This is a genomic window from Rhodococcus sp. MH15, from assembly GCF_019266045.1.
In the GTDB taxonomy this organism is placed as follows: domain Bacteria; phylum Actinomycetota; class Actinomycetes; order Mycobacteriales; family Mycobacteriaceae; genus Rhodococcus_F; species Rhodococcus_F qingshengii.
Window position 1 is genome coordinate 32,156 of the sequence record NZ_LPNP01000085.1, and the last position, 20,930, is coordinate 53,085.

Below are 20,930 nucleotides of genomic sequence, written 5' to 3' on the forward strand. Positions count from 1 at the left end.
GTCCTGCGGTCGGCACCTGCTCACACTCTGGCGAGTTCGCTGATCTCCACCATTTCGAGAGCTGCGGCCTTCAGTAGACGGTCGAGGGCTTCTTCGACGTCGACTTTCCATTCGTGATCTCGATTGAGTTCGAGACGAAGGCGCGGATAACGATGGTGCGGTGCCACGACCTCGAAACCGTAGTCCTCGAGGAACTCGGCACTGATCATGCATTCTGCGGGTGAACATTCCAGAGCTGCCGTTGCACTGGCCACGTCGGAAGCTGGCCCCAAGTCGCCGCTACGGATACCGAATGCCTCGAGCGCACGAACTCCTCGTCGGACCAGATCTGTCACGACAGCGGCCAGCAGGCTCGGCCCTAGTTCTTCCTCTATGCCCGAGGGCTCGAGGCGAAGGCTTGTGAGAAGCACTGCGTCCGAGCTGACCGGGCTGGTGGGAAACAGTTGCGCGCGCGGGATCATGCGGGGAGGGGCGTACAACGCACTGCCGAGCGGCTTTCCGTCGCGGACGGCGACCTGTCCGCACGAACCCCACTCGAGCATGACCATCGACAGCCAGGCTTCCTTCTCGAATTCCTGATCACAGAATCCTCGGGCGTCGTGAAGCGCGCCCGGGTCCATCTCCCAGAACACGCATCGGCGCGCATGGGCGGAAAGCTGATCGAGGCTGTCGAGTGTGAGAGAGGTGATGACGTGAGTCGACACTGACTAACTCACTCTCCGTAGGTCCCCGAAGCGGTTTTGATGCTCGCCCGCTGCTTTTCTCTTCTCCAGGATAGGCCAGCTACGACAAGTCGGCAGTGGCACGAGAGTTGATCGCCCTAATGTATTGCTGTTCAACATCTTTCGTCCCGGTTCAAGATTTCGAGAAGCTCGGACCACCTAGATTTGTCACAGTGACGAAAATAGGTGGTGTGCCCGGTCATCATGATTACGTCACCAAACGGGCATCCGAGTTCTCTACTTGGATTTCTGTGCTTCCATCATTCCGACGATGCGTTGTAGGTCGTCGACCGAGCCGAATTCGACCACAATCTTTCCCTTCCGCTTGCCCAGACTGACAGTCACCCGAGTGTCGAACGAGTCCGACAACCGCTCGGCCACATCCTGCAGACCCGGCATCACGATGGGCTTGCGCTTCTGTGGGGGAGCGATCTCATTATCCGCCCGGTTGGCCAGAGTGACTGCTTCCTCCGTCGCGCGAACAGACATTCCTTCCGCGACGATGCGCGCCGCCATGACCTCCTGAGCGTCGGCACCCGCCTCGAGGGACAGCAGTGCGCGAGCATGGCCGGCCGAAAGTACACCGGCCGCAACGCGACGCTGAACCGCCACCGGCAGCTTCAGCAGACGAATCATGTTGGTCACGACGGGACGCGAACGTCCGATCCGATTGGCCAATTCTTCGTGGGTGACTTCGAACTCCTCGAGCAGCTGCTGATACGCCGCTGCCTCCTCGAGGGGGTTCAACTGCACTCGATGGATGTTCTCGAGGAGCGCGTCGCGCAGCATCGAGTCGTCATCTGTTTCACGAATGATCGCCGGAATCTTCTCCAGCCCGGCTTCCTGGCTCGCGCGCCAGCGACGCTCACCCATGACAAGTTGGTACTTGTCACCGTGACGACGGACCACGATCGGCTGCATCAAGCCGAACTCGCGGATCGAGTGAACCAACTCCGCGAGTGCTTCCTCGTCGAAAACGCTGCGAGGCTGCTTCGGGTTCGTCTCGATCAGGCTCGGTTCGATCTCGAGATAGACCGCGCCGGTCGGCTCGAGTTCGGTCTCCGGCTCAGCTTCCACCGGAGCCTTCGCAGCCGACGCCTTGGTGGCTTTCGGCGTTTTCGGGGCCGCCTTGGTCGGTGGGGGAGGGGAGGGGTTGCGCTTGTCGACGCCGATTACGACGTCCGCTGCAGCCGATCCCAGACCCGGCGCCGTGGCCGGCCCAGTGGGGATGAGAGCAGCCAAGCCGCGGCCCAATCCACCTTTGCGTGCTTGACTCATCTCACTGCTCCTGGGTCGTCGTGGTGGCAGAGCGGGCGGCAAGTTCACGGCCGGCGTCGAGGTAACTCATGGCGCCACGCGAACCCGGGTCGTAGTCGAGAACTGTCATCCCGTATCCGGGAGCCTCGGACACCTTCACGCTGCGCGGAATCACAGCGCGCAGAACGGCCTCACCGAAGTGCTTGCGTACTTCTTCGGCGACCTGGTCGGCCAGCTTGGTGCGCCCGTCGTACATCGTCAGAAGGACGGTGGAGACATGCAGATCCGGGTTGAGATGAGCCTGGACGAGTTCGATATTGCGGAGCAACTGACCGACCCCCTCGAGGGCGTAGTACTCGCACTGGATCGGGATCAGAACTTCCTTGGCAGCGACCATCGCGTTGACGGTCAGCAGTCCCAGCGAGGGCGGGCAGTCGATGAGGACGAAGTCGACGTCAAGCTCTGCGAGCACCTTGTCGTTGAGCGCGCCTTTGAGTCGATTCTCGCGGGCAACCATTGAGACCAATTCGATCTCGGCGCCCGCCAGATCGATCGTTGCCGGGATGCAGAGAAGGCGCTCACTGTGCGGGCTGGTCTGGATCGCCTCCGGGGCCTTCACTTCGCCTATGAGCAGCTCGTAGCTCGACGGGGTGCCCGAGGTATGGACGACGCCCAGAGCGGTGCTGGCGTTGCCCTGAGGGTCCAAATCGACCACAAGGACAGTGAGCCCTTGAAGAGCGAGCGCCGACGCAAGGTTCACCGTGGTCGTCGTCTTGCCGACGCCACCCTTCTGGTTCGCGATGGTGATCACGCGGCGGAACGCCGGCTTCGGCAGCGTCACCGAATGGGGATGAAGCACTTGGCTCGCTCGATGCGCGGCCGCCCCGATGGGGGTCTCCTCCGAGGAGATCGCCGCGTAGGGGGCGGTGAAATTGTCGTCGTCGTTGACGATCTGATCCGCACCCGCACTCGTGTGCTGCTTCGGTGTTTCACGTGAAACGGCGGATTCAGATCGACCCGACATTGACTGCTCCTTCGATTGGGAATCGATCACTAGGTGCTCTCATCATCTGTACATTGCTCTCGATTGCATGCGTGTAAATCATCAACGCTGGCGGCGCTTCGGGAGACGTTCGGCCTTCACCACAACAGTGGGGGTGCGGAGAATCTTGGCTCCGCATTCGAGTATTTCCAACTTACCTGCGCCCAACTTGGTGAGCGCCGTACGGTCTCGCTCGATCTCCTCGGAGGCGCTCGAACCCTTGAGTGCCAACATCCGGCCGTGCTCGTGAATGAGTGGGAGGGACCAACGTGCGAGCTTCTCGAGAGGCGCCACAGCTCGCGAGGTGACTACATCCGCGCCGCCCGCTTCCTTCACAACACCCGATTCCTCGGCTCGCCCTCGGACAACCAATACGTCCAATCCGTTGGACTCGATGAACTCCGCGAGGTACACCGAGCGTCGAAGCAACGGTTCGACCAGAGTCACCTTCAAGTCCGGGCGGGCGATTGCGAGAGGGATACCGGGTAGGCCGGCGCCGCTTCCAACGTCCACAACCGACTCGCCTTCGGCAATCAACTCACCGATGACGGCGCAATTGAGAAGGTGACGCTCCCACAGTCGAGGGACTTCACGGGGACCAATGAGCCCGCGCTCGACACCATCCGTCGCCAGGGATTGGTAATACCGTTCCGCGATCTCATATCTGTCACCGAACACTGCGCGCGCAGTCTCTTGTTCGTCCCAGTCAACCGACGCCGCACCATTCTGTTCCACGTGAAACATCCTCCCGCGTAAACCGCGAAATCAACAATCAAGACCGAAATCATTATCCGCTCTGGAGCCGACATGTGTTCGCTTCTGCACACCGACTCGCTGTGAGTCTGCCGACTCGTTCATTCTTTGGGAAGTATTCGGCCCAAAATTCAAGCGGGGGAGGGGAGGGGTTCACGTTCCACGTGAAACATTGCGCTGAAAAATCTTCCAATTCTGACGCGTTTCACGTGAAACATAGCCGGGCGATCGAATGCAGATAGGAGCGCAATTCTTAGTATCATCACAGTGACGAAACTGCCATGGGTAGTTACATGGATGAAATTCTGACCCAAAAAGACCAATTTTCGATGAAAAAGTCGTTGCAAAAGATCGCCGACGTCGGACTGCAGAACGGACTCGGTCAGTCAGATCCTCTCTGTAGGTCGACTCGGAAAACAGACTTCGATTCCAGATCTCGGACAGCTTCGGTATCTCATCGCCGGTTGTTGCGAGCCATATATCCGTCGGCTTGACACTCCTGTTGCGGGACGCCGGAGGCTTGGCATCACAAACCGCGAATCCAAGGAGCTTCGCATCACAGGATGCGCATGGCGAGTTCGCCTTCGATGTGGATACCGGTGTCGGCGGGAAGATCAAAGTCGAGCAGGGGACCTGCCCGATGCGCAGGATGAATTCCTGCGCCTGGACTCGAAAGCGCTGCAGGATCTGCGCGATTAAGATCCGCGCTTGGTGCAGGAGTTGTTGGACGGCAAGGACTACCTGTTGGTGCATACCGAACCCGGAACCAACAAGATCACCGCTTACGAGTTCGATCCGGGCACAGCGAAGTCCTTCCACCTCGAACAGTCCGGATCCGCCCTCATGACGAGACCAGCAGCAGGTGTGGGCGCGACGCCGATCGCACACCCCGCGAGTCAACCGAACTCAAGGCGGTCCCATGATTACCCCGACGCGGTCCGCAGTGTATGGACCGGAGCCCGTGTAGGCGATGTCGATTCCGGTTTGCTTGGCAAAGTAGTCGCCGCCGATCTCACCCCGAAGCCCGCAACAACATCATCGACTTTGCGTGGCGACGAAGCCCATTCGATGTGAGTGGTCCGATTCGTGTGAGGAGCGCGCAAACCTGTTCCCGCACCGGATGCGATCTCGCCGACCTCGATCGCTAGTCCTCGTCCTCGTACTCCGGTTCGGGCTCATCCACCCATGCCTGATATCCCGGACTCGTCAGACGCAAGTCGATCGCATTGACACCCAGGTGCAGTGAAATGACCGCTTTCGGCAGGTCCCACCGGAGAGCTGTCTTTGGTTCGGGTTCGGCGCTCGTGGCTGTCCCCAGGAGTGCGGTAAATGCCACATCGAGGTTCGTGAACCCTTCGTCCAGCAGCGGGCGCACCACTGTCATGGGCGTAGCGTCATCTGCCACGTCCGTGACGAAGATCGAGATCCAATTCATTCTCTGTTGCCGCCCGAACATTATCGATTCGGACTGACCAACACGGAGTCCGGTCCGAATCGAGGCGCCGGTCTGATCCAATTCAACGACCTCCCATCCAGCCTGTGCGCAGAAGGGTTCCAGGTCGTCGACGGACCAGGTCCAGTCAAATTCTGCGGCGAGGCGGGCAATCCGGGTGGCGCCTTCGATGTCGACGTGCATGTGCGGATGCTACTTCCTTCGTGATCGTTGTTGACGACGCCCCAATCCGGGGGCCGTCAAAGTGAGGGCTCGCGGGTTGTCGGTCATCGGATGCCAGCGCCGAGGTGGCGACCTTGCCAGCAGGCCTGACGACGTCAGGTCGGGGATCCATTGTGGTGGCAATCTGAGTCGGAGTTCGAGGGCTCGGGCAACAACCATCGATCCGGTTTCACGTGAAACGAAGGCCGACTATTCGGTCTGGGGGAGGGGAGGGGCTCACATGTAGTACGGCATGTTGTCGATCGAATATCCGAACATGCACAGTGCACCCCCGACGAACAAGAAGGCAATCGCGAAGCTGAGCATGACCGGTCTTCCGGATCGCCATGCCAGTGCAAGTGGAATGAATACGACGGCGACTACTCCCAGCGGCAACAACCAGCAGAGCCAATACTTCAGACCGCCCGGCGGAAAGGACTGGACTTCCATCTTCTGCTGTAGTTCGAAGACCACGGGCCAATAGCTCAGGCCGCACACGAGCATCCCTATCAAGGCCCCAAGGGTCATCAATCTGAGAGAGAATCCGGACCGCTCGTTGGACATGTCGACAACGATAGGCAGACCTTCACCGTGGCGCCGGATTCGGTTTCACGTGAAACACTCTCGGACACAAAAGCGGGCCCCGGAAAATCCGGGGCCCGCATTCGATCAGGGGGGGAGTGTCAGTCCTTGAGGACAACCACTCGACGAGACGGCTCAGCGCCTTCGCTCTCGCTGGAAACACCGGCGACCTTGGCGACGGCGTCGTGCACGATCTTGCGTTCGAACGGCGTCATCGGAGCAAGCTCTTCGCGTTCGCCGGTCTCGAGAACACGCTGTGCAGCTTCCGCACCGAGAGCGCTGAGTGCCTCGCGGCGGCCCGCCCGCCATCCGGCGATGTCGAGCATCAAGCGGCTGCGCTCGCCGGTCGACTGTTGAACAGCCAGACGAGTCAGCTCTTGGAGAGCATCCAGAACCTCACCCTTACGTCCCACAAGCTTGGTCAGGTCGTCGCCGCCGTCGATGCTGACGATCGCCCGATCGCCCTCGACGTCAAGGTCGATGTCTCCGTCGAAATCGAGAACGTCGAGCAACTGCTCGAGGTAGTCGCCGGCGATCTCGCCCTCTTCGATCAAATCGTCATCGGAATCGTCGATGTCTACATCCACATCGGTAACCGGCGCAGTGGTCTCGGTGCTCACGTCTGCGTTCTCTCCATCCACAACGATGTCAGCTTCACTGGACATTGGTCGTTCTCTTTCCTGGATCAGCGCCGTTTATTGCGCTTGGGGGAGTTGCCGCGGTTGCTCTGTGGCCGGTTCTGTTTGGGTTTCGACGTGGAACCACCACCGGAACCCGAGGGCTTCGGCTGTGGCTTCTTGAGCGAAACTTCCGGGGCGTCACCGTCGTCGTCGGCTGAATCCGCGGTCTTCAGCGCAGCCGGAGATCCCTTCTTCTTGCTGGGATCAGGACGGGCACCGGGCTTGGGCGCATTGTCGTTGCGGCGAGTGATCGCTTCCTGCTTCTTGGCTTCTTCTTCCGCGTCGATCTTGCGGAAGACGAGGTGCTGCTGACCGTAGGTCCAGATGTTGTTCGACACCCAGTACAGGAGGATCGCGATCGGAAGGAACGGTCCACCGACCAGAACACCGAGCGGGAAGACGTACAGGGCGAGCTTGTTCATGATCGCGGACTGCGGGTTCGCGGCAGCTGCTTCGCTCTGACGGGCAACAGAAGCGCGTGAGTTGAAGTGCGTCGCGATGCTGGCGATGATCATCAGCGGAGCGGCCACGAGAATGATGTTCAGCCGTGACGGAAGCTCGGGAACGTTCTCGGTGACGTAGGCCTGAAGCTGCGCAACCGGCGTCGTGATCGCGGCCGAGATGGGCGCGCCGAACAGACGAGCATCCAGGAACGACTGGACGTCAGTGGCCGAGAAGACGTAGTTCGGGGTGTTGAGGTTGTCCTCGGCGCTCATGCCCAGCTGGCCCATGCCGGTGCCGGTGCGGTTGAACGAGCGCAGGACGTGGAACAGACCGATGAACACCGGAGCCTGAGCCAAGACCGGGAGACAGCCCATGATCGGGTTGAATCCGTGCTCCTTCTGGAGCTTCTGCATCTCGACGGCCTGGCGCTGACGGTCGCCCGAATACTTCTTCTGCAATGCCTTGATCTGTGGCTGCAGTTCCTGCATCTGACGCGTCGTGCGGACCTGCTTCACGAACGGCTTATACAGAACCGCACGCAAGGTGAACACCAGGAACACCACGGAAAGCGCCCAGGCTATTCCGTTGTCCGGGCCGAGAATGAACCCGAAGACCTTGTGCCAGACCCACAGAATCGCGGATACCGGATAGTAGATGAAATTGAGCACGGCTCTAAGTACTCCTCTGTTCGTCCGTCGGACTGTGACACGCTGCGCGTGCTTCCGGACAGCTATGGCGGCTACCCGCATCACGGTCACGACGGGCAGGGACAGGGTCCCACCCTCCAGAATGCCAGGGGGCACACTTCGCCAACCGCACCACAGTCAAGAAAAGGCCTTTGATCGCCCCGTGAGTGCGCAGCGCTTCGACTGCGTATTCACTGCAGGTGGGGGTGAACCGGCAGGTCGGCATCCTCAAGGGCGACACATACGTCCGGTACAACTCGATACAGAAGATGAGAACAGTGGCGGGAGCGCGACGCACAGCCTTCAACACCGTGATGACACGGGAGGCTCTGGGAGTCTCGATCTGCTCAGAGAGCGGAGTACTCATGGCTCTTCACTTACCGACACCAATAGGTTCATTTTGGTCAGGCCCCCGCGCAACTGCTTGGCCAGTTCGGCTGAACTGGCGGTAGCTGCACCCGGAAGTGCGCGGATAACCACGTCTGTCTCCGGTGAAACCTGTCCGACGAAATCTGCACAGATATGACGAAGCCGGCGTGCGACTCGATGTCGAATCACCGCCGGCCCGACAGCCTTGCTCACGATCAGCCCGAACCGGGGACCGTGATTTGTTACTACCAGCGCCTCTACTTGCTCGCGATCGAACGCGTGCACGACAAGGTCGCGTCTTCCCATACGACGTCCACGTCGCACCGCCACGGAGAAATCCGCGTGGCGACGCAACCGGAACGGCTCAGGCAACACCCCGAGCTCCTGAACTCGAAATCAGATCAGGCGGTGAGGGAATCGCGGCCCTTACGGCGACGCGCCGAAACGATTGCACGACCCGCACGGGTACGCATACGAAGACGGAAGCCGTGAACACGCGCGCGGCGGCGATTATTCGGCTGGAACGTCCGCTTGCCCTTGGCCACGGTCAACACTCCTCGAAGTTCATTGACGCCTCCCGGCGTCATTCAGTGATCGACGCCTTACGGCGCCTTTGGATACAACAGGTACAGAACAATCAGCTTCACTCGTTGTGGCTTGGAAGACCATTCCGACCTGACATATGTAGCCAGCACGAAGCGATCACCACCAGCGGGTGACCGTTAGAGGTTACTTACCACCGTTGCCAAGGTCAAACCAGCCCGATTCGGAGCCCTCCCGCGGCAACCACGGCGACACGCCGATACTTACATCATTCCGCAGATTCCATTCACAGTGTGCATACGGCCGTGACCTCGAGCGAGGCGGCAAGTGTGACCTTGGCAACAGTTCCGCTACGGACTGCAGGTGACCCGAAGGCAACCCGGACAGTTCCACCGGCGCATGCTCTCGACAAGGCCTCATCAGCACATACGGGCACGAGCGCCGGACGCGACCCCGAATCCCGAGTTTCCACATTCATCCACAGGGCTGTGAGTGTTGACGCATCCCCGACACCAAGTGGCGAACGCCTCGAGTTCCGACAAAGTTGCAGGTAGATCAATTTCTCGATCACTTTGACGAATTTGGTTGACGAAAAAACCGACTCAGTGCAGGTTTGTCCACATCTGTGGATAATTGTGTGGAAACACAGCCCAGGTGGCATATTCGTAGCCTGTTACGGGGTTCTCACCCCGGGTGGTAATCCACCGAATCATTCGACGCCGCAGCCATACGCTCGGCAGCTGCAGCACACCCACTGTCGGCGAAACACGGGAAGGAACCACGTGAACGACGATCCCAACGCGCTCGCACGGGTCTGGGTCGACGTGGTTGCAGAACTCACGAGTGATGACCCCGGAAGTAATCTTCCGGCTTTGAGCAGCAAGCAGAAGGCATTTGTCCGTCTGGTGAGGCCTCTTACACTTGCTCAGGGTTTTGCACTCCTCTCGGTTCCATCGCCATTTGCTCAAGAGACGATCGAGCGCGATCTACGCGAGCCGATCCTGCAGGCACTCGGACGCCACCTCGGCGGCCAGGTCGAGGGACTCGGTGTCCGCATCGCACTCGAAGACGATGCCGACGCACCCGCCGAACCGGTCGAGGAGCGCACGGGCAGCCGTCAGTTCGAGTCGGTCAACTCATCGGGCGCATACCGTCGGCGCAGATTCACCGAAGGCGACGGCGAACCTTCGGACTCCGAGACTGCCGAGACCGAAGAAGTCGACGACGACCGCGAAGCACTCGCGAGCGTTCACGAATCGTGGCCGTCGTACTTCACGAAGCCGCCCGCTACTCCTTCTGCTTCGGGGTCCGGCGCCAACAGCCTCAATGCGAAGTACACCTTCGACACTTTTGTGATCGGATCGTCCAACCGATTCGCTCATGCCGCTGCCGTCGCGATCGCGGAGGCGCCGGCGCGTGCCTACAACCCCTTGTTCATCTGGGGAGCTTCGGGCCTGGGCAAGACGCACCTTCTTCACGCCGCCGGCCACTACGCACAGCGACTGTTCCCCGGCATGCGGGTCAAGTACGTCTCGACCGAAGAATTCACCAACGACTTCATCAACAGTCTTCGTGACGACCGCAAGGTCGCGTTCAAGCGTCGCTACCGGGAAACGGATGTCCTGCTGGTCGACGACATCCAGTTCATCGAAGGCAAGGAAGGTATTCAGGAGGAGTTCTTCCATACCTTCAACACCTTGCACAACGCGAACAAGCAGATCGTCGTTTCCTCGGACCGTCCGCCCAAACAGTTGGCAACCCTCGAGGAGCGTCTGCGGACGCGCTTCGAATGGGGCCTGATCACCGACGTTCAGCCGCCTGAGCTCGAGACGCGTATCGCGATTCTGAGCAAGAAGGCGAGGATGGATCGCCTCGAGGTCCCGCACGACGTCCTCGAGTTGATCGCCAGCCGTATCGAGCGCAACATTCGTGAACTCGAGGGCGCGTTGATCCGCGTCACCGCTTTTGCCTCGCTCAACCGCCAGCCGTTGGATCTGACGTTGGCCGAGGTGGTCCTGCGCGATCTGATGCCCGATTCGTCGAGCCTCGAGATCAACGCGGCGACGATCATGGCGGTGACGGCCGAATACTTCAACATGTCGATCGACGACCTGTGTGGGCCGGGTAAGGCCCGGCCACTCGCTCAGGCCCGCCAGATCTCGATGTATTTGTGCCGTGAGCTCACTGATTTGTCCTTGCCGAAGATCGGTCAGACGTTCGGCCGTGACCACACGACGGTCATGTACGCCGACAAGAAGATCCGTAAGGAAATGACGGAACGCCGCAAGGTGTACGACCAGGTTCAGGAGTTGACCGCAAGGATCAAGCAGCGCTCCAAGCGTTGACCTGCACTTATTTCGATCGATGCCGCTCGAGGCAGAGGTTCCCTCGAGCGGCATCGGTGTATTCGAAGGGTTCCACGTGCGGTCCCCTCGAGGGCGGTTGGTCACCTCGAGGGACGACACGCCGGAGTCAGACACGCCGATGAGAACAAACTCTTCGTTTCTTGTGAAAAGTATTCACATCTGTGGATAAGTGTGTTGATAACTCCGAAAGTCTGTGGAGTTCTCGAGGAGGAATCCGAAAACTTTCAGAGAGTGCACAGAGGGGGTCGATTGGTCCTCGAGTCTGTCCTCGAGAAGTGCACAGGCCCTCGAGGGGACCTACCAGCGTCGACAACCGTTGCTCCACAGATTGCACAGGACTTATTACTACTACTGAGAATTTCCTAGGAAAAGCTCTTTGAAAATAGTTCTGGGGACAACTCCTGTGGAGAACCTCGCCTCAGGCTGCGCTCGCCGCGGCTTCGGCTTTCCACTTGCGCCCTCGAGGGCATACGGTGGGCATCGCTTGGTCTGTGTCAGACTTCAAGTGAGCTGATGCAGATCCGCAGCAGACGAACATGCCTACCGAGAGGAATAACCCGGCGATGGAGCTTGGAAGCCTGAAGTTTCGCGTTTCCCGGGAAGAGTTCGCTGATTCAGTAGCGTGGGTTGCTCGTAGCCTGCCCTCGAGGCCGCCCGTGCCGGTTCTCGGCGGAGTTCTTCTCGACGCAACCGAAGCCGGCCTCACCGTTTCCGGGTTCGACTACGAGGTATCCGCGCAGGTCCGTGTCTCGGCAGATGTCACAACTGCAGGTCAGGCACTCGTCTCCGGTCGCCTCCTCGCAGATATCACCAAGTCGCTTCCCAACAAGCCGGTCGATGTGACCCTCGAGGGCACTCGCGTGCTCATCTCGTGCGGAAGCTCCAAGTTCTCCCTGCCCACGATGCCGGTCGAGGACTACCCCCAGCTTCCGACGCTTCCGCAGCAGTCCGGGTCCATTCCCGTCGACCTGTTCTCCGAAGCCATCAGCCAGGTAGCTGTTGCAGCCGGCAAGGACGACACCCTTCCGATGCTCACGGGTATCCGTGTCGAGATCGAACAGAATTCGATCGTCCTCGCCGCTACCGACCGCTTCCGTCTCGCCGTACGTGAACTCGAGTGGACTCCGGCCAATCCCGACGTCCAAGCTGCTGTTCTCATCCCGGCCAAGACTTTGTCCGAGTCCGCGAAAACGCTTGCCGGCAATGCAAATTCGCCGGTCGAGTTGGCTCTCGGCTCCGGTACGACCATCGGAAACGACGGACTCCTCGGCATCGTCAACGACGGACGCCGCACCACGACGCGCCTCCTCGACGCCGAGTTCCCGAAGTTCCGTCAGTTGCTGCCTGCTCAGCACACCGCGATGGCAACGGTCGAGGTCACGCCTCTCATCGAAGCCATCAAGCGTGTAGCACTCGTCGCCGAGCGTGGCGCACAGGTTCGCATGCAGTTCTCCGCTGACGGCCTGCTCCTCTCTGCGGGTGGCGACGACGCCGGCCGCGCGGAAGAGACGCTCAACGCGTCGTTCCAGGGCGAAGCACTCACCATTGCGTTCAACCCCGGTTACCTGATCGACGGGTTGAACTCGCTTCACAGCGAAAACGTTCTGTTCGGCTTCACCACTCCCAGCCGTCCGGCTGTTCTTCGCCCCGCGGCCGAGGAAGAGCCCACGGCAGACGAGTCCGGTAACTTCGCTGCGCCCTCGAGCGAGTACACGTACCTGCTGATGCCGGTTCGCCTTCCGGGCTGAGTGGAACCCCGCACTTCAGTTCGCGCCTGACCAGGGAGAACAGTATGAAGATCGGACTCGTAGGTCTCGGCAAGATGGGCTTCAACATGCGTGAGCGCTTGCGCGCGCATGGCCTCGAGGTGATCGGATACGACCCTCGACCGGAAGTCACCGATGTCGGGTCACTTGCCGAACTCGCTGCTTCCCTCGAGGGACCTCGAGTCGTCTGGGTGATGGTTCCGGCCGGTGACATCACCCAGAGCACCATTGCCGAGCTGGCGGATGCCCTCGAGGGTGGCGATCTGGTCATCGACGGTGGGAACTCGCGTTACACCGACGATACTGTCCATGCCGAGCTTCTGGGCGCCCGTGGGATCGGTTTTCTCGACTGCGGTGTCTCCGGTGGCATCTGGGGCCGTGAGAACGGATACGGCCTGATGGTGGGCGGATCCGAGACCGACGTGGCGAAGGCAATGCCGATCTTCGACGCTCTGCGCCCCGACGGCGACGCTGCAGACGGCTTTGTCCACGCCGGCCCCGTCGGTGCTGGTCATTACGCGAAGATGGTGCACAACGGCATCGAATACGGCCTGATGCAGGCGTATGCCGAGGGGTACGAGCTCCTCGAGGCGGAAAGCCTGATCGCGGACGTTCCGGGCGTGCTCCGAGCTTGGTCGAAGGGAACCGTCGTACGTTCGTGGTTGCTCGATCTGCTTGTCGACGCCCTCGAGGAGGATCCGGAGCTTGCGCAGATCACGGGCTATACCGAGGATTCCGGTGAGGGCCGCTGGACGGTCGAGGAAGCTATCAAGCACGCGGTCCCCGCTCCCGTCATCTCCGCTGCTCTGTTCGCGAGATTTGCTTCACGACAGGATGATTCACCGGCCATGAAGGCGGTGTCGGCCTTGCGCAATCAGTTCGGTGGTCACGCCGTCAAGAGCGCCTCGCCCAAGAATTCGGCTTCTGGAAGCTAAGTGTTCGTTCGTAGATTTTCGCTGCGTGACTTCCGATCCTGGGATTCGCTGACGCTTGACCTCACGCCGGGAACAACCGTGTTCCTCGGTTCCAACGGGCACGGTAAGACGAACGTCCTCGAGTCACTCGGGTATCTGTCGACGCTGTCGTCTCATCGAGTGTCCACGGATGCACCGATGATCCGCAGCGGTTCCGCCAGTGCTTTTGCCGGTGCAACGGTGGTCAACAACGGGCGTGAACTGACCATCGACGTCGAACTGATCGAGGGAAAGTCCAACCGCGCCAGGATAAATCAGTCTCCGACGCGTCGTCCGCGGGAAGTGCTGGGGATTCTGCAGTCGGTGATGTTCGCGCCGGAAGACCTGTCGTTGGTTCGCGGTGATCCTGGCGATCGTCGACGCTATCTCGACGAGTTGTTGACGTCCCGGATACCCCGAATGGCTGCTGTCCGTGCGGATTACGACAAAGTTCTGCGTCAGCGCTCAGCCCTACTCAAAACTGCCGGTGCGGCTTTGCGTCGCGGTTCTCGTGGTGGCGAGTCCGACAACGTCCTCTCCACCCTCGAGGTGTGGGACGGGCATCTGGCCGCTCACGGCGCACAATTGTTGGCCGGGCGCCTCGAGTTGGTCCATGATCTGGCGCCGCATCTGGCGGAGTCGTATCGTTCCATCGCACCCGAATCCCGGCCGGCGTCGATTCGATACAAGAGCAGTCTGGGGTCCTCGTTGGATCCCGAATTCACCGATCCTGCAAGGATTTCCGGTATCGACGACGTTGCATACCTCGAGGAGAGATTCCATCTCGAGTTGGCGCAGATGAGGTCGAAGGAAATCGATCGCGGAGTGTGTCTGGTCGGTCCGCATCGGGACGACCTGGAGCTGATTCTCGGCGACAGTCCGGCGAAAGGTTTTGCCAGCCATGGTGAATCGTGGTCTTTTGCGCTTTCGCTGAGACTGGCAGGTTTTGCTCTGTTGCGCGCGGACGGCAGCGACCCGGTCCTGATGCTCGACGATGTCTTCGCGGAATTGGACCGTCGTCGCCGTCGTGCGCTCGCCACCGTTGCCGCCACCGCAGAACAGGTACTGATCACAGCTGCTGTTCCCGAGGACGTACCGGACGAACTCGAGGCGGCCAAGTTCGGCGTCGAAGCCTCCGATACCGGAGACGGTCGGATATCCCGGATAGTGCCCGTAGGCTCGACAGATCAGGAGGTCGAGTTCGATGACTGAAGACAGCAGCGCGGCTCCGGAGCCCGAGCTCAAAGGGATCGATCTGGCGCGCCGTGCCCTCGAGGAGGCACGCGCGACGGCAAAGGCCAACGGCAAGGCCGTCGGGCAGGGGCGATCGTCGCCCAAATACGGAAGTGGCCGACCGCGTCGACGCAGCGGTTGGTCCGGCCCCGGCCCGGATGCGCGGGACCCTCAGCCGTTCGGTGCTCTCACCAGCGCTATCTCCAAATCGCGTGGGTGGTCCCCCAAGGTGTCCGAGGGCACGGTCCTCGGTCGGTGGCCGCAGGTCGTCGGAGAAGACATCTCCGCGCACGCCGAGCCGATTTCTCTGAAAGAAGGTGTTCTCAGCATCTCCGCCGAGTCGACGGCGTGGGCTACCCAGTTGCGCATGATGCAGTCCCAGATTCTGGCCAAGATCGCTGCTGCCGTCGGTGACGGCGTCGTGAAGACACTGCGGATCACCGGTCCGAGTGCGCCTAGCTGGCGCAAGGGAGAAAGGCATGTGAAAGGCCGCGGACCTCGCGATACGTACGGCTGAGGAAAACTCAACCAGGCCCTGGTTCTACCTATTACTTCGTGTTACAGTTAAAACTCGCTAGTGAGTGAACTGTGTCACAAGGCTGTCGTTCCCCACCGATCGGCAGGCATGAAGGAGTAGCTAGATGTCGCAGAAGATATCGACACCCGCTTCGTCGTTCGCCGAGCCGGATCACATCCTGTTGCAGGCTCGCAATGTCGAGTTCGACTGGTCCGATCTGCCCATGCACTGGATTCCGGGCGATCCGTTCAGCACACACGTTCTCAACGTGCTTCACCTTCTCCTCCCCGCCGGTGAGGAATGGTTTGTCGAGACCTTCAAGGAAGCTCTTCCTCTGATCGAGGACGAGAAACTCCGTGAGGACGTCGTCGGATTCATCGGCCAAGAGGCGATGCACTCCAACGCGCACTCGGGTGTCCTCGTCCATCTCAAGGAAAACGGCCTCGATCCGACGCCGTACACCCAGCAGATGGAGTGGGCATTCTCGAAACTGCTCGGACCGCGCCCGATGACGGGTCTGCGCGCCGAGAATCACCTGGTGGAGCGCTTGGCGATCATCGCGGCCATCGAACACATCACTGCTTTCCTCGGCGACTGGGTGCTCAACGCCAAGGGGCTGGACAAAGCCGGCATGCACCCGACCATGCTTGATCTCCTTCGCTGGCACGGCGCCGAAGAAGTCGAACACCGAGCCGTCGCGTACGACGTCATGCGCTACTTCGACAAGCGTGAGACCCGCCGGATCCGTACCCAGATCCTCGTCACGCCCGCAATCGTGTGGCTGTGGATTCGCGGTACCCGGTTCTTGATGCGCAACGATCCCGAGCTTGCCGCTCAGGCTCCCAGCCGTCGACGCCCCCACCTGTCCGATTTCATCGCGGCCGGTAAGCGCGGCACAGTTCCCACGTCGTTCGAGCTGGTCAAGCGGATGTCGACCTACTTCAGCAAGTCCTATCACCCCAGTAACGAGGGCTCGACCGCCCAGGCGGTGCAGTACCTGGCGTCGTCACCCGCAGCTCAGGCGGCTGCACGGTGATTTCACTCTCGAGGGTCAAGGACGTCATCTCCGGGCACGACGGGTTGCCGCGTTTTCCGGCGCCACCCGATTTGTCCGGAAAGAACCGTCCCGACCGTGCCATGCGCATCACGGAGTTATTGGCGGACAAGTACCTTCGGGTGTTGACGGCCTACGACTACAACCCCGAGATCGCTGGCCACAACCCCGACACGGCCATGAACATGGTGGTCAGTACGCGTGAGGTGGTGGCGACCGACGAGAACGTCGTTCGCCTGCGCTTCGAATCCGCGGACGGCTCACCGATTCCGCCGTGGCATCCGGGTTCGCACCTGGACTTCCATCTACCTTCGGGTCTGCGGCGTCAGTATTCGCTGTGCGGCGACCCTGCCGACCGCACGGGGTACAGCGTCGCGGTGCGCCGGATCCCCGACGGCGGTGGCGGTTCCATCGAGATGCACGCTCTCCAGCCCGGTGAGCACGTCACGGTACGCGGACCACGCAACGGCTTCCCGTTTGTCGGAGAAGGCAGCGCGTTGTTCGTCGCCGGCGGCATCGGTATCACGCCGATCATCGCAATGGTCCGTGCGGCAAGAGAATTGGGGATGGACTGGTACTTCGTGTACTCGGGCCGCTCCCGTGAATCCATGCCGTTCCTCGACGAGATCGCAACCTGGGATCCCGAGCGTGTCTTCGTGCGCCCGGACGACGAGTTCGGATTGCCCACCACCACAGACCTTCTCGGACGAGCGCCGGTCGGCGGCGCCGTGTACTGCTGTGGCCCGACGCCGATGCTCGATGCCGTCCGCCGCGGTTTCCGCGATACACCCTCCACCGCTTTGCATTTCGAGCGGTTCGGGGCTCCGCCGGTGATCGACGGCAAGGAATTCGAAGTGCAGCTTGTCAATTCGGGTCAGGTACTCGCCGTGCCCGCCGACGAGTCCGCGCTCGACGTCATCAAGAAGGCATTGCCCGGTGTCGGGTACTCGTGTCAGCAGGGTTTCTGCGGAACCTGTCGTGTGAAGGTGCTCGCGGGTAAACCCGATCACCGCGAAAGGCGTCTGACCGACACCGAACAGGAAACGGAGATGCTCATCTGCGTATCCCGTTCCGACGGTGGACGTCTCGTTCTCGATCTCTAGATATTTCCCGACTCCGAAGGGTTCGACAATGTCGAAGCACTCTCCTGTCCATGCCGTGACCGCGCGTCGCGTGACCAACGGTTCCGTCAGCCTGGCCGTGTTCGAGCAGGGCAAGGCGGACGGCGAGACCATCGTCCTGGTGCATGGTTGGCCCGACACCCATGAACTGTGGAACCGCATCGTGCCTTTGCTGGCAGACGACTTCCGCGTCGTCAGCTACGACAGCCGCGGGGCCGGTGAGAGCACAATCCCCTCGAGGGTGCAGGACTACCAACTGAGCGCACTGGCCGGCGATCTTTTTGCCGTCATCGACGCGGTCAGCCCGGGCAAGCCGGTGCACGTCCTCGCGCACGACTGGGGATCCGTCGAAACGTGGGAAGCGGTCTGCGAGCCGGGTGCCGAAGAGAAGATCGCGTCGTTCTCGTCCATCTCGGGCCCCAATCTCGATCATCTCGGCAAGTGGATCCGGGCGAGCGCGTCCAAGCGTCGTTTCCTCGGCCCGGCGGCGCAGGGAATTGCGTCGGCCTACACCGTTCTGTTCCAGATTCCCGGGCTGTGCACCCTTCCGTTGCGTCTGTGGTTCTCCAAGCACTGGCCGGCATTTCTGGGCTTCTTCGACGGTCTGGACCCCCGTGTGGTCAACACCGCGCCCACCATCGCCGACGACATGGTGAACGGACTCAAGCTTTATCGCGCTAACATCCGGCCGTCTCTCGGCAAGCCGCGGGATCGGTACACGGACGTGCCTGTTCAGCTCATTCTGAACAAGTACGACAAAGCCGTTCGTCCGGTGGGATACGAAGACACCGAAAAATGGGCCTCCGACCTGCAGCGACGTGAAATTGCCGCGGGACACTGGTCACCGTTTTCACATCCGGGCGAGGTTGCCGAACATGCGCGGGCATTTATCGCGAGCCTGAGAGAGCGTCGCTCGGAGAAGCAAAGTTCCTAGCGTTTCACCTTCCGGGGATCGTAAAAATTCGTCTGCGGCGCAGCCAGGGGTGTCATTGGCCGCTTCTAGTCGGTGCTTACCAGTAAGATGGTCAACGGTAACTAGCGGCAACATTCTCGAACCCGCTCCGACGACACCCGCAAGGGCTTGCTGACGGCTGCGCTCGAGTATTGACGGAGAAGGAGAGCTACCCACCCGTGGCTGCCCAGAAGTCAGATACAAGCACTTCCAGCAAGGACTACAACGCGTCGTCCATCACCGTCCTCGAAGGACTCGAGGCGGTACGTAAGCGTCCAGGCATGTACATCGGTTCCACCGGTGAACGCGGTCTGCACCACCTCATTTGGGAGGTCGTCGACAACTCGGTCGACGAGGCGATGGCCGGACACGCCACCAAGGTCGAGGTCACCCTCCTCGAAGACGGCGGAATCCGCGTCATCGACGACGGCCGTGGCATCCCGGTCGGCATGCACGCCTCCGGAGTTCCCACCGTCGAGGTCGTGCTGACCCAGCTGCACGCCGGCGGCAAGTTCGACTCCGACTCCTACGCCGTCTCCGGTGGTCTGCACGGCGTCGGTATCTCGGTGGTCAACGCGCTCTCCACCCGGCTCGACGTCGACATCAAGGTCGACGGCTACCGGTGGCAGCAGACGTACACCGATTCCAAGCCGGGAGAGCTCGTACAGGGCGACCCGACGACGGAGACCGGCACCACCGTCAGTTTCTGGGCCGATCCCGAGATCTTCGAGACCACCCGCTACAACTTCGAGACCGTTGCGCGTCGTCTGCAGGAAATGGCCTTCCTCAACAAGGGCCTGACCATCACGCTGACCGACGAGCGCGCCGAGGTCATCGACGACGAAGCTGCCGAGGTGGCCGAGGCTCCCAAGTCTGCTGCCGAAGAAGCCGAAGAAGCTGCTCAGGCAGCGCCGCGTAAGTCCAAGACCCGTATCTACCACTACCCCGGTGGACTCGAGGACTACGTCCGGCACATCAACAAGAGCAAGACCCCGATCCACAACTCGGTCGTCGGATTCACCGCCAAGGGCACCGGCCACGAGCTCGAGGTCGCAATGCAGTGGAACTCCGGCTACTCGGAGTCCGTGCACACCTTCGCCAACACGATCAACACCCACGAGGGTGGTACCCACGAAGAGGGCTTCCGCGCCGCACTGACCGCAACGGTCAACAAGTACGCGCTCGAAAAGAAGCTGCTCAAGGACAAAGATCCCAAGCTCACCGGTGACGACATCCGTGAAGGACTCGCGGCCATCATCTCGGTGAAGGTCGGTGAACCCCAGTTCGAGGGTCAGACCAAGACCAAGCTCGGCAATACCGAGGTCAAGTCCTTCGTGCAGAAGGCGTGCAACGAGCACCTCGCGCACTGGTTCGAGGCGAACCCCGCCGACGCGAAAACCATTGTGAACAAGGCTGTTTCGTCGGCGCAGGCCCGTGTCGCCGCACGTAAGGCGCGTGAGCTGGTCCGTCGTAAGAGTGCGACCGACCTCGGTGGCCTGCCAGGCAAGCTCGCCGATTGCCGCTCCAACGATCCGGAGAAGTCCGAGATCTACATCGTGGAGGGCGACTCCGCAGGCGGCTCGGCCAAGTCCGGCCGAGACTCGATGTACCAGGCGATCCTCCCGCTTCGCGGAAAGATCATCAACGTCGAGAAGGCGCGTATCGATCGCGTCCTCAAGAACACCGAAGTCCAGTCGATCATCACCGCGTTCGGCACGGGCATCCACGACGAGTTCGACATCGCCAAGCTGCGCTATCACAAGATCGTGCTCATGGCCGACGCCGACGTCGACGGTCAGCACATCGCAACGCTGCTGCTCACGCTGCTGTTCCGCTTCATGCGGCCGCTCGTCGAGCACGGCAAGGTCTACCTCGCGCAGCCGCCGCTGTACAAGCTCAAGTGGCAGAAGGGTGCGCAGCCGGAATTCGCGTACTCCGACCGCGAGCGCGACGCGATGGTCAAGGCCGGCCTCGAGTCCGGCAAGAAGATCAACAAGGACGACGGCATCCAGCGCTACAAAGGCCTCGGCGAGATGAACGCCAAGGAGCTGTGGGAAACCACGATGGACCCGACGGTGCGCGTTCTGCGTCTCGTCACGCTCGACGACGCGGCTGCTGCCGACGAGCTGTTCAGCGTGCTGATGGGCGAAGACGTCGAAGCACGACGCAGCTTCATCACCCGCAATGCCCGGGACGTTCGTTTCCTCGACGTGTAGGCCTGCGGCCCTGTGAGCGG

21 protein-coding genes are annotated in these 20,930 nt (G+C 61.0%); 10 read left to right on the plus strand and 11 right to left on the minus strand.

What is annotated here, in order from left to right:
* Nucleotides 1–20: 20 nt before the first annotated feature.
* The 4 genes from ATN37_RS31760 to rsmG form a co-directional block, all read right to left on the minus strand.
* Nucleotides 21–704, minus strand: coding sequence for a hypothetical protein (locus tag ATN37_RS31760; protein WP_003942495.1), 684 nt, complete (start codon nt 702–704; stop codon nt 21–23).
* A gap of 255 nt (nt 705–959) precedes the next feature.
* Complete coding sequence (locus ATN37_RS31765; protein WP_054188731.1) at nt 960–2,000, minus strand: ParB/RepB/Spo0J family partition protein; 1,041 nt, start codon at nt 1,998–2,000, stop codon at nt 960–962.
* Between the two features lies 1 nt (nt 2,001).
* Nucleotides 2,002–3,003, minus strand: coding sequence for a ParA family protein (locus tag ATN37_RS31770; protein WP_003942510.1), 1,002 nt, complete (start codon nt 3,001–3,003; stop codon nt 2,002–2,004).
* 81 nt (nt 3,004–3,084) lie between these two features.
* The gene (rsmG, locus tag ATN37_RS31775) at nt 3,085–3,765 is read right to left on the minus strand and encodes a 16S rRNA (guanine(527)-N(7))-methyltransferase RsmG (RefSeq protein ID WP_039973059.1); all 681 of its coding nucleotides are present in this window, start codon (nt 3,763–3,765) and stop codon (nt 3,085–3,087) included.
* A 720-nt stretch (nt 3,766–4,485) separates the two neighbouring features.
* Between rsmG and ATN37_RS31780 the strand changes: the two genes are divergently transcribed.
* Complete coding sequence (locus tag ATN37_RS31780) at nt 4,486–4,848, plus strand: hypothetical protein (RefSeq protein ID WP_218696093.1); 363 nt, start codon at nt 4,486–4,488, stop codon at nt 4,846–4,848.
* Between the two features lie 70 nt (nt 4,849–4,918).
* Here ATN37_RS31780 and ATN37_RS31785 read toward each other — a convergent pair whose 3' ends face one another.
* From ATN37_RS31785 to rpmH, 7 genes are all read right to left on the minus strand, one after another.
* A complete protein-coding gene (locus ATN37_RS31785; RefSeq protein WP_218696094.1) occupies nt 4,919–5,410 on the minus strand; it encodes a DUF6301 family protein in 492 nt (163 codons plus the stop codon).
* Between the two features lie 255 nt (nt 5,411–5,665).
* Nucleotides 5,666–5,992 carry a hypothetical protein gene (locus ATN37_RS31790; protein ID WP_054781443.1) on the minus strand — a complete coding sequence of 109 codons (327 nt, stop codon included), beginning with the start codon at nt 5,990–5,992 and terminating at the stop codon, nt 5,666–5,668.
* 119 nt (nt 5,993–6,111) lie between these two features.
* Nucleotides 6,112–6,675 carry a protein jag gene (locus ATN37_RS31795; RefSeq protein ID WP_003942504.1) on the minus strand — a complete coding sequence of 188 codons (564 nt, stop codon included), beginning with the start codon at nt 6,673–6,675 and terminating at the stop codon, nt 6,112–6,114.
* A gap of 20 nt (nt 6,676–6,695) precedes the next feature.
* Nucleotides 6,696–7,802, minus strand: coding sequence for a membrane protein insertase YidC (yidC, locus tag ATN37_RS31800; RefSeq protein ID WP_047272669.1), 1,107 nt, complete (start codon nt 7,800–7,802; stop codon nt 6,696–6,698).
* A 4-nt stretch (nt 7,803–7,806) separates the two neighbouring features.
* Nucleotides 7,807–8,187 (minus strand): membrane protein insertion efficiency factor YidD, encoded by a 381-nt coding sequence (gene yidD / locus ATN37_RS31805; RefSeq protein WP_007729147.1) that lies wholly within the window; start codon nt 8,185–8,187, stop codon nt 7,807–7,809.
* The gene (gene rnpA, locus ATN37_RS31810; RefSeq protein WP_003942450.1) at nt 8,184–8,564 is read right to left on the minus strand and encodes a ribonuclease P protein component; all 381 of its coding nucleotides are present in this window, start codon (nt 8,562–8,564) and stop codon (nt 8,184–8,186) included. The genes yidD and rnpA overlap by 4 nt, the downstream gene beginning before the upstream one ends.
* Before the next feature lie 26 nt (nt 8,565–8,590).
* The gene (rpmH, locus tag ATN37_RS31815) at nt 8,591–8,734 is read right to left on the minus strand and encodes a 50S ribosomal protein L34 (protein WP_003942540.1); all 144 of its coding nucleotides are present in this window, start codon (nt 8,732–8,734) and stop codon (nt 8,591–8,593) included.
* A 780-nt stretch (nt 8,735–9,514) separates the two neighbouring features.
* Here rpmH and dnaA point away from each other — a divergent pair.
* From dnaA to gyrB, 9 genes are all read left to right on the plus strand, one after another.
* A complete protein-coding gene (gene dnaA, locus ATN37_RS31820) occupies nt 9,515–11,077 on the plus strand; it encodes a chromosomal replication initiator protein DnaA (protein ID WP_003942491.1) in 1,563 nt (520 codons plus the stop codon).
* 584 nt (nt 11,078–11,661) lie between these two features.
* Nucleotides 11,662–12,846 carry a DNA polymerase III subunit beta gene (gene dnaN, locus ATN37_RS31825; RefSeq protein WP_218696095.1) on the plus strand — a complete coding sequence of 395 codons (1,185 nt, stop codon included), beginning with the start codon at nt 11,662–11,664 and terminating at the stop codon, nt 12,844–12,846.
* A gap of 44 nt (nt 12,847–12,890) precedes the next feature.
* Nucleotides 12,891–13,799 (plus strand): phosphogluconate dehydrogenase (NAD(+)-dependent, decarboxylating), encoded by a 909-nt coding sequence (gene gnd, locus ATN37_RS31830; protein ID WP_030536719.1) that lies wholly within the window; start codon nt 12,891–12,893, stop codon nt 13,797–13,799.
* Nucleotides 13,800–15,029, plus strand: coding sequence for a DNA replication/repair protein RecF (gene recF / locus ATN37_RS31835; RefSeq protein ID WP_054828073.1), 1,230 nt, complete (start codon nt 13,800–13,802; stop codon nt 15,027–15,029).
* The gene (locus ATN37_RS31840; RefSeq protein ID WP_003942471.1) at nt 15,022–15,567 is read left to right on the plus strand and encodes a DUF721 family protein; all 546 of its coding nucleotides are present in this window, start codon (nt 15,022–15,024) and stop codon (nt 15,565–15,567) included. Before recF ends, ATN37_RS31840 begins: the two co-directional genes overlap by 8 nt.
* Nucleotides 15,568–15,691: 124 nt before the next feature.
* Complete coding sequence (locus ATN37_RS31845) at nt 15,692–16,603, plus strand: metal-dependent hydrolase (protein ID WP_007729174.1); 912 nt, start codon at nt 15,692–15,694, stop codon at nt 16,601–16,603.
* Nucleotides 16,603–17,724 carry a PDR/VanB family oxidoreductase gene (locus tag ATN37_RS31850; protein WP_064075711.1) on the plus strand — a complete coding sequence of 374 codons (1,122 nt, stop codon included), beginning with the start codon at nt 16,603–16,605 and terminating at the stop codon, nt 17,722–17,724. Before ATN37_RS31845 ends, ATN37_RS31850 begins: the two co-directional genes overlap by 1 nt.
* 28 nt (nt 17,725–17,752) lie before the next feature.
* Nucleotides 17,753–18,676, plus strand: a complete 924-nt coding sequence (locus ATN37_RS31855) for an alpha/beta fold hydrolase (protein ID WP_063315340.1) — start codon at nt 17,753–17,755, stop codon at nt 18,674–18,676.
* Between the two features lie 197 nt (nt 18,677–18,873).
* Nucleotides 18,874–20,910, plus strand: coding sequence for a DNA topoisomerase (ATP-hydrolyzing) subunit B (gyrB, locus tag ATN37_RS31860; protein WP_218696096.1), 2,037 nt, complete (start codon nt 18,874–18,876; stop codon nt 20,908–20,910).
* Nucleotides 20,911–20,930 lie beyond the last annotated feature (20 nt).

Bases quoted from the DNA above. Each gene is read 5' to 3' on its own strand.
- ATN37_RS31765 (WP_054188731.1), bottom strand. From the start codon at position 2,000: ATGAGTCAAGCACGCAAAGGTGGATTGGGCCGCGGCTTGGCTGCTCTC.
- ATN37_RS31770 (WP_003942510.1), bottom strand. From the start codon at position 3,003: ATGTCGGGTCGATCTGAATCCGCCGTTTCACGTGAAACACCGAAGCAG.
- rsmG (WP_039973059.1), bottom strand. From the start codon at position 3,765: ATGTTTCACGTGGAACAGAATGGTGCGGCGTCGGTTGACTGGGACGAA.
- ATN37_RS31785 (WP_218696094.1), bottom strand. From the start codon at position 5,410: ATGCACGTCGACATCGAAGGCGCCACCCGGATTGCCCGCCTCGCCGCA.
- ATN37_RS31790 (WP_054781443.1), bottom strand. From the start codon at position 5,992: ATGTCCAACGAGCGGTCCGGATTCTCTCTCAGATTGATGACCCTTGGG.
- ATN37_RS31795 (WP_003942504.1), bottom strand. From the start codon at position 6,675: ATGTCCAGTGAAGCTGACATCGTTGTGGATGGAGAGAACGCAGACGTG.
- yidD (WP_007729147.1), bottom strand. From the start codon at position 8,187: ATGAGTACTCCGCTCTCTGAGCAGATCGAGACTCCCAGAGCCTCCCGT.
- dnaN (WP_218696095.1), top strand. From the start codon at position 11,662: ATGGAGCTTGGAAGCCTGAAGTTTCGCGTTTCCCGGGAAGAGTTCGCT.
- gnd (WP_030536719.1), top strand. From the start codon at position 12,891: ATGAAGATCGGACTCGTAGGTCTCGGCAAGATGGGCTTCAACATGCGT.
- ATN37_RS31840 (WP_003942471.1), top strand. From the start codon at position 15,022: ATGACTGAAGACAGCAGCGCGGCTCCGGAGCCCGAGCTCAAAGGGATC.
- ATN37_RS31845 (WP_007729174.1), top strand. From the start codon at position 15,692: ATGTCGCAGAAGATATCGACACCCGCTTCGTCGTTCGCCGAGCCGGAT.
- ATN37_RS31855 (WP_063315340.1), top strand. From the start codon at position 17,753: ATGTCGAAGCACTCTCCTGTCCATGCCGTGACCGCGCGTCGCGTGACC.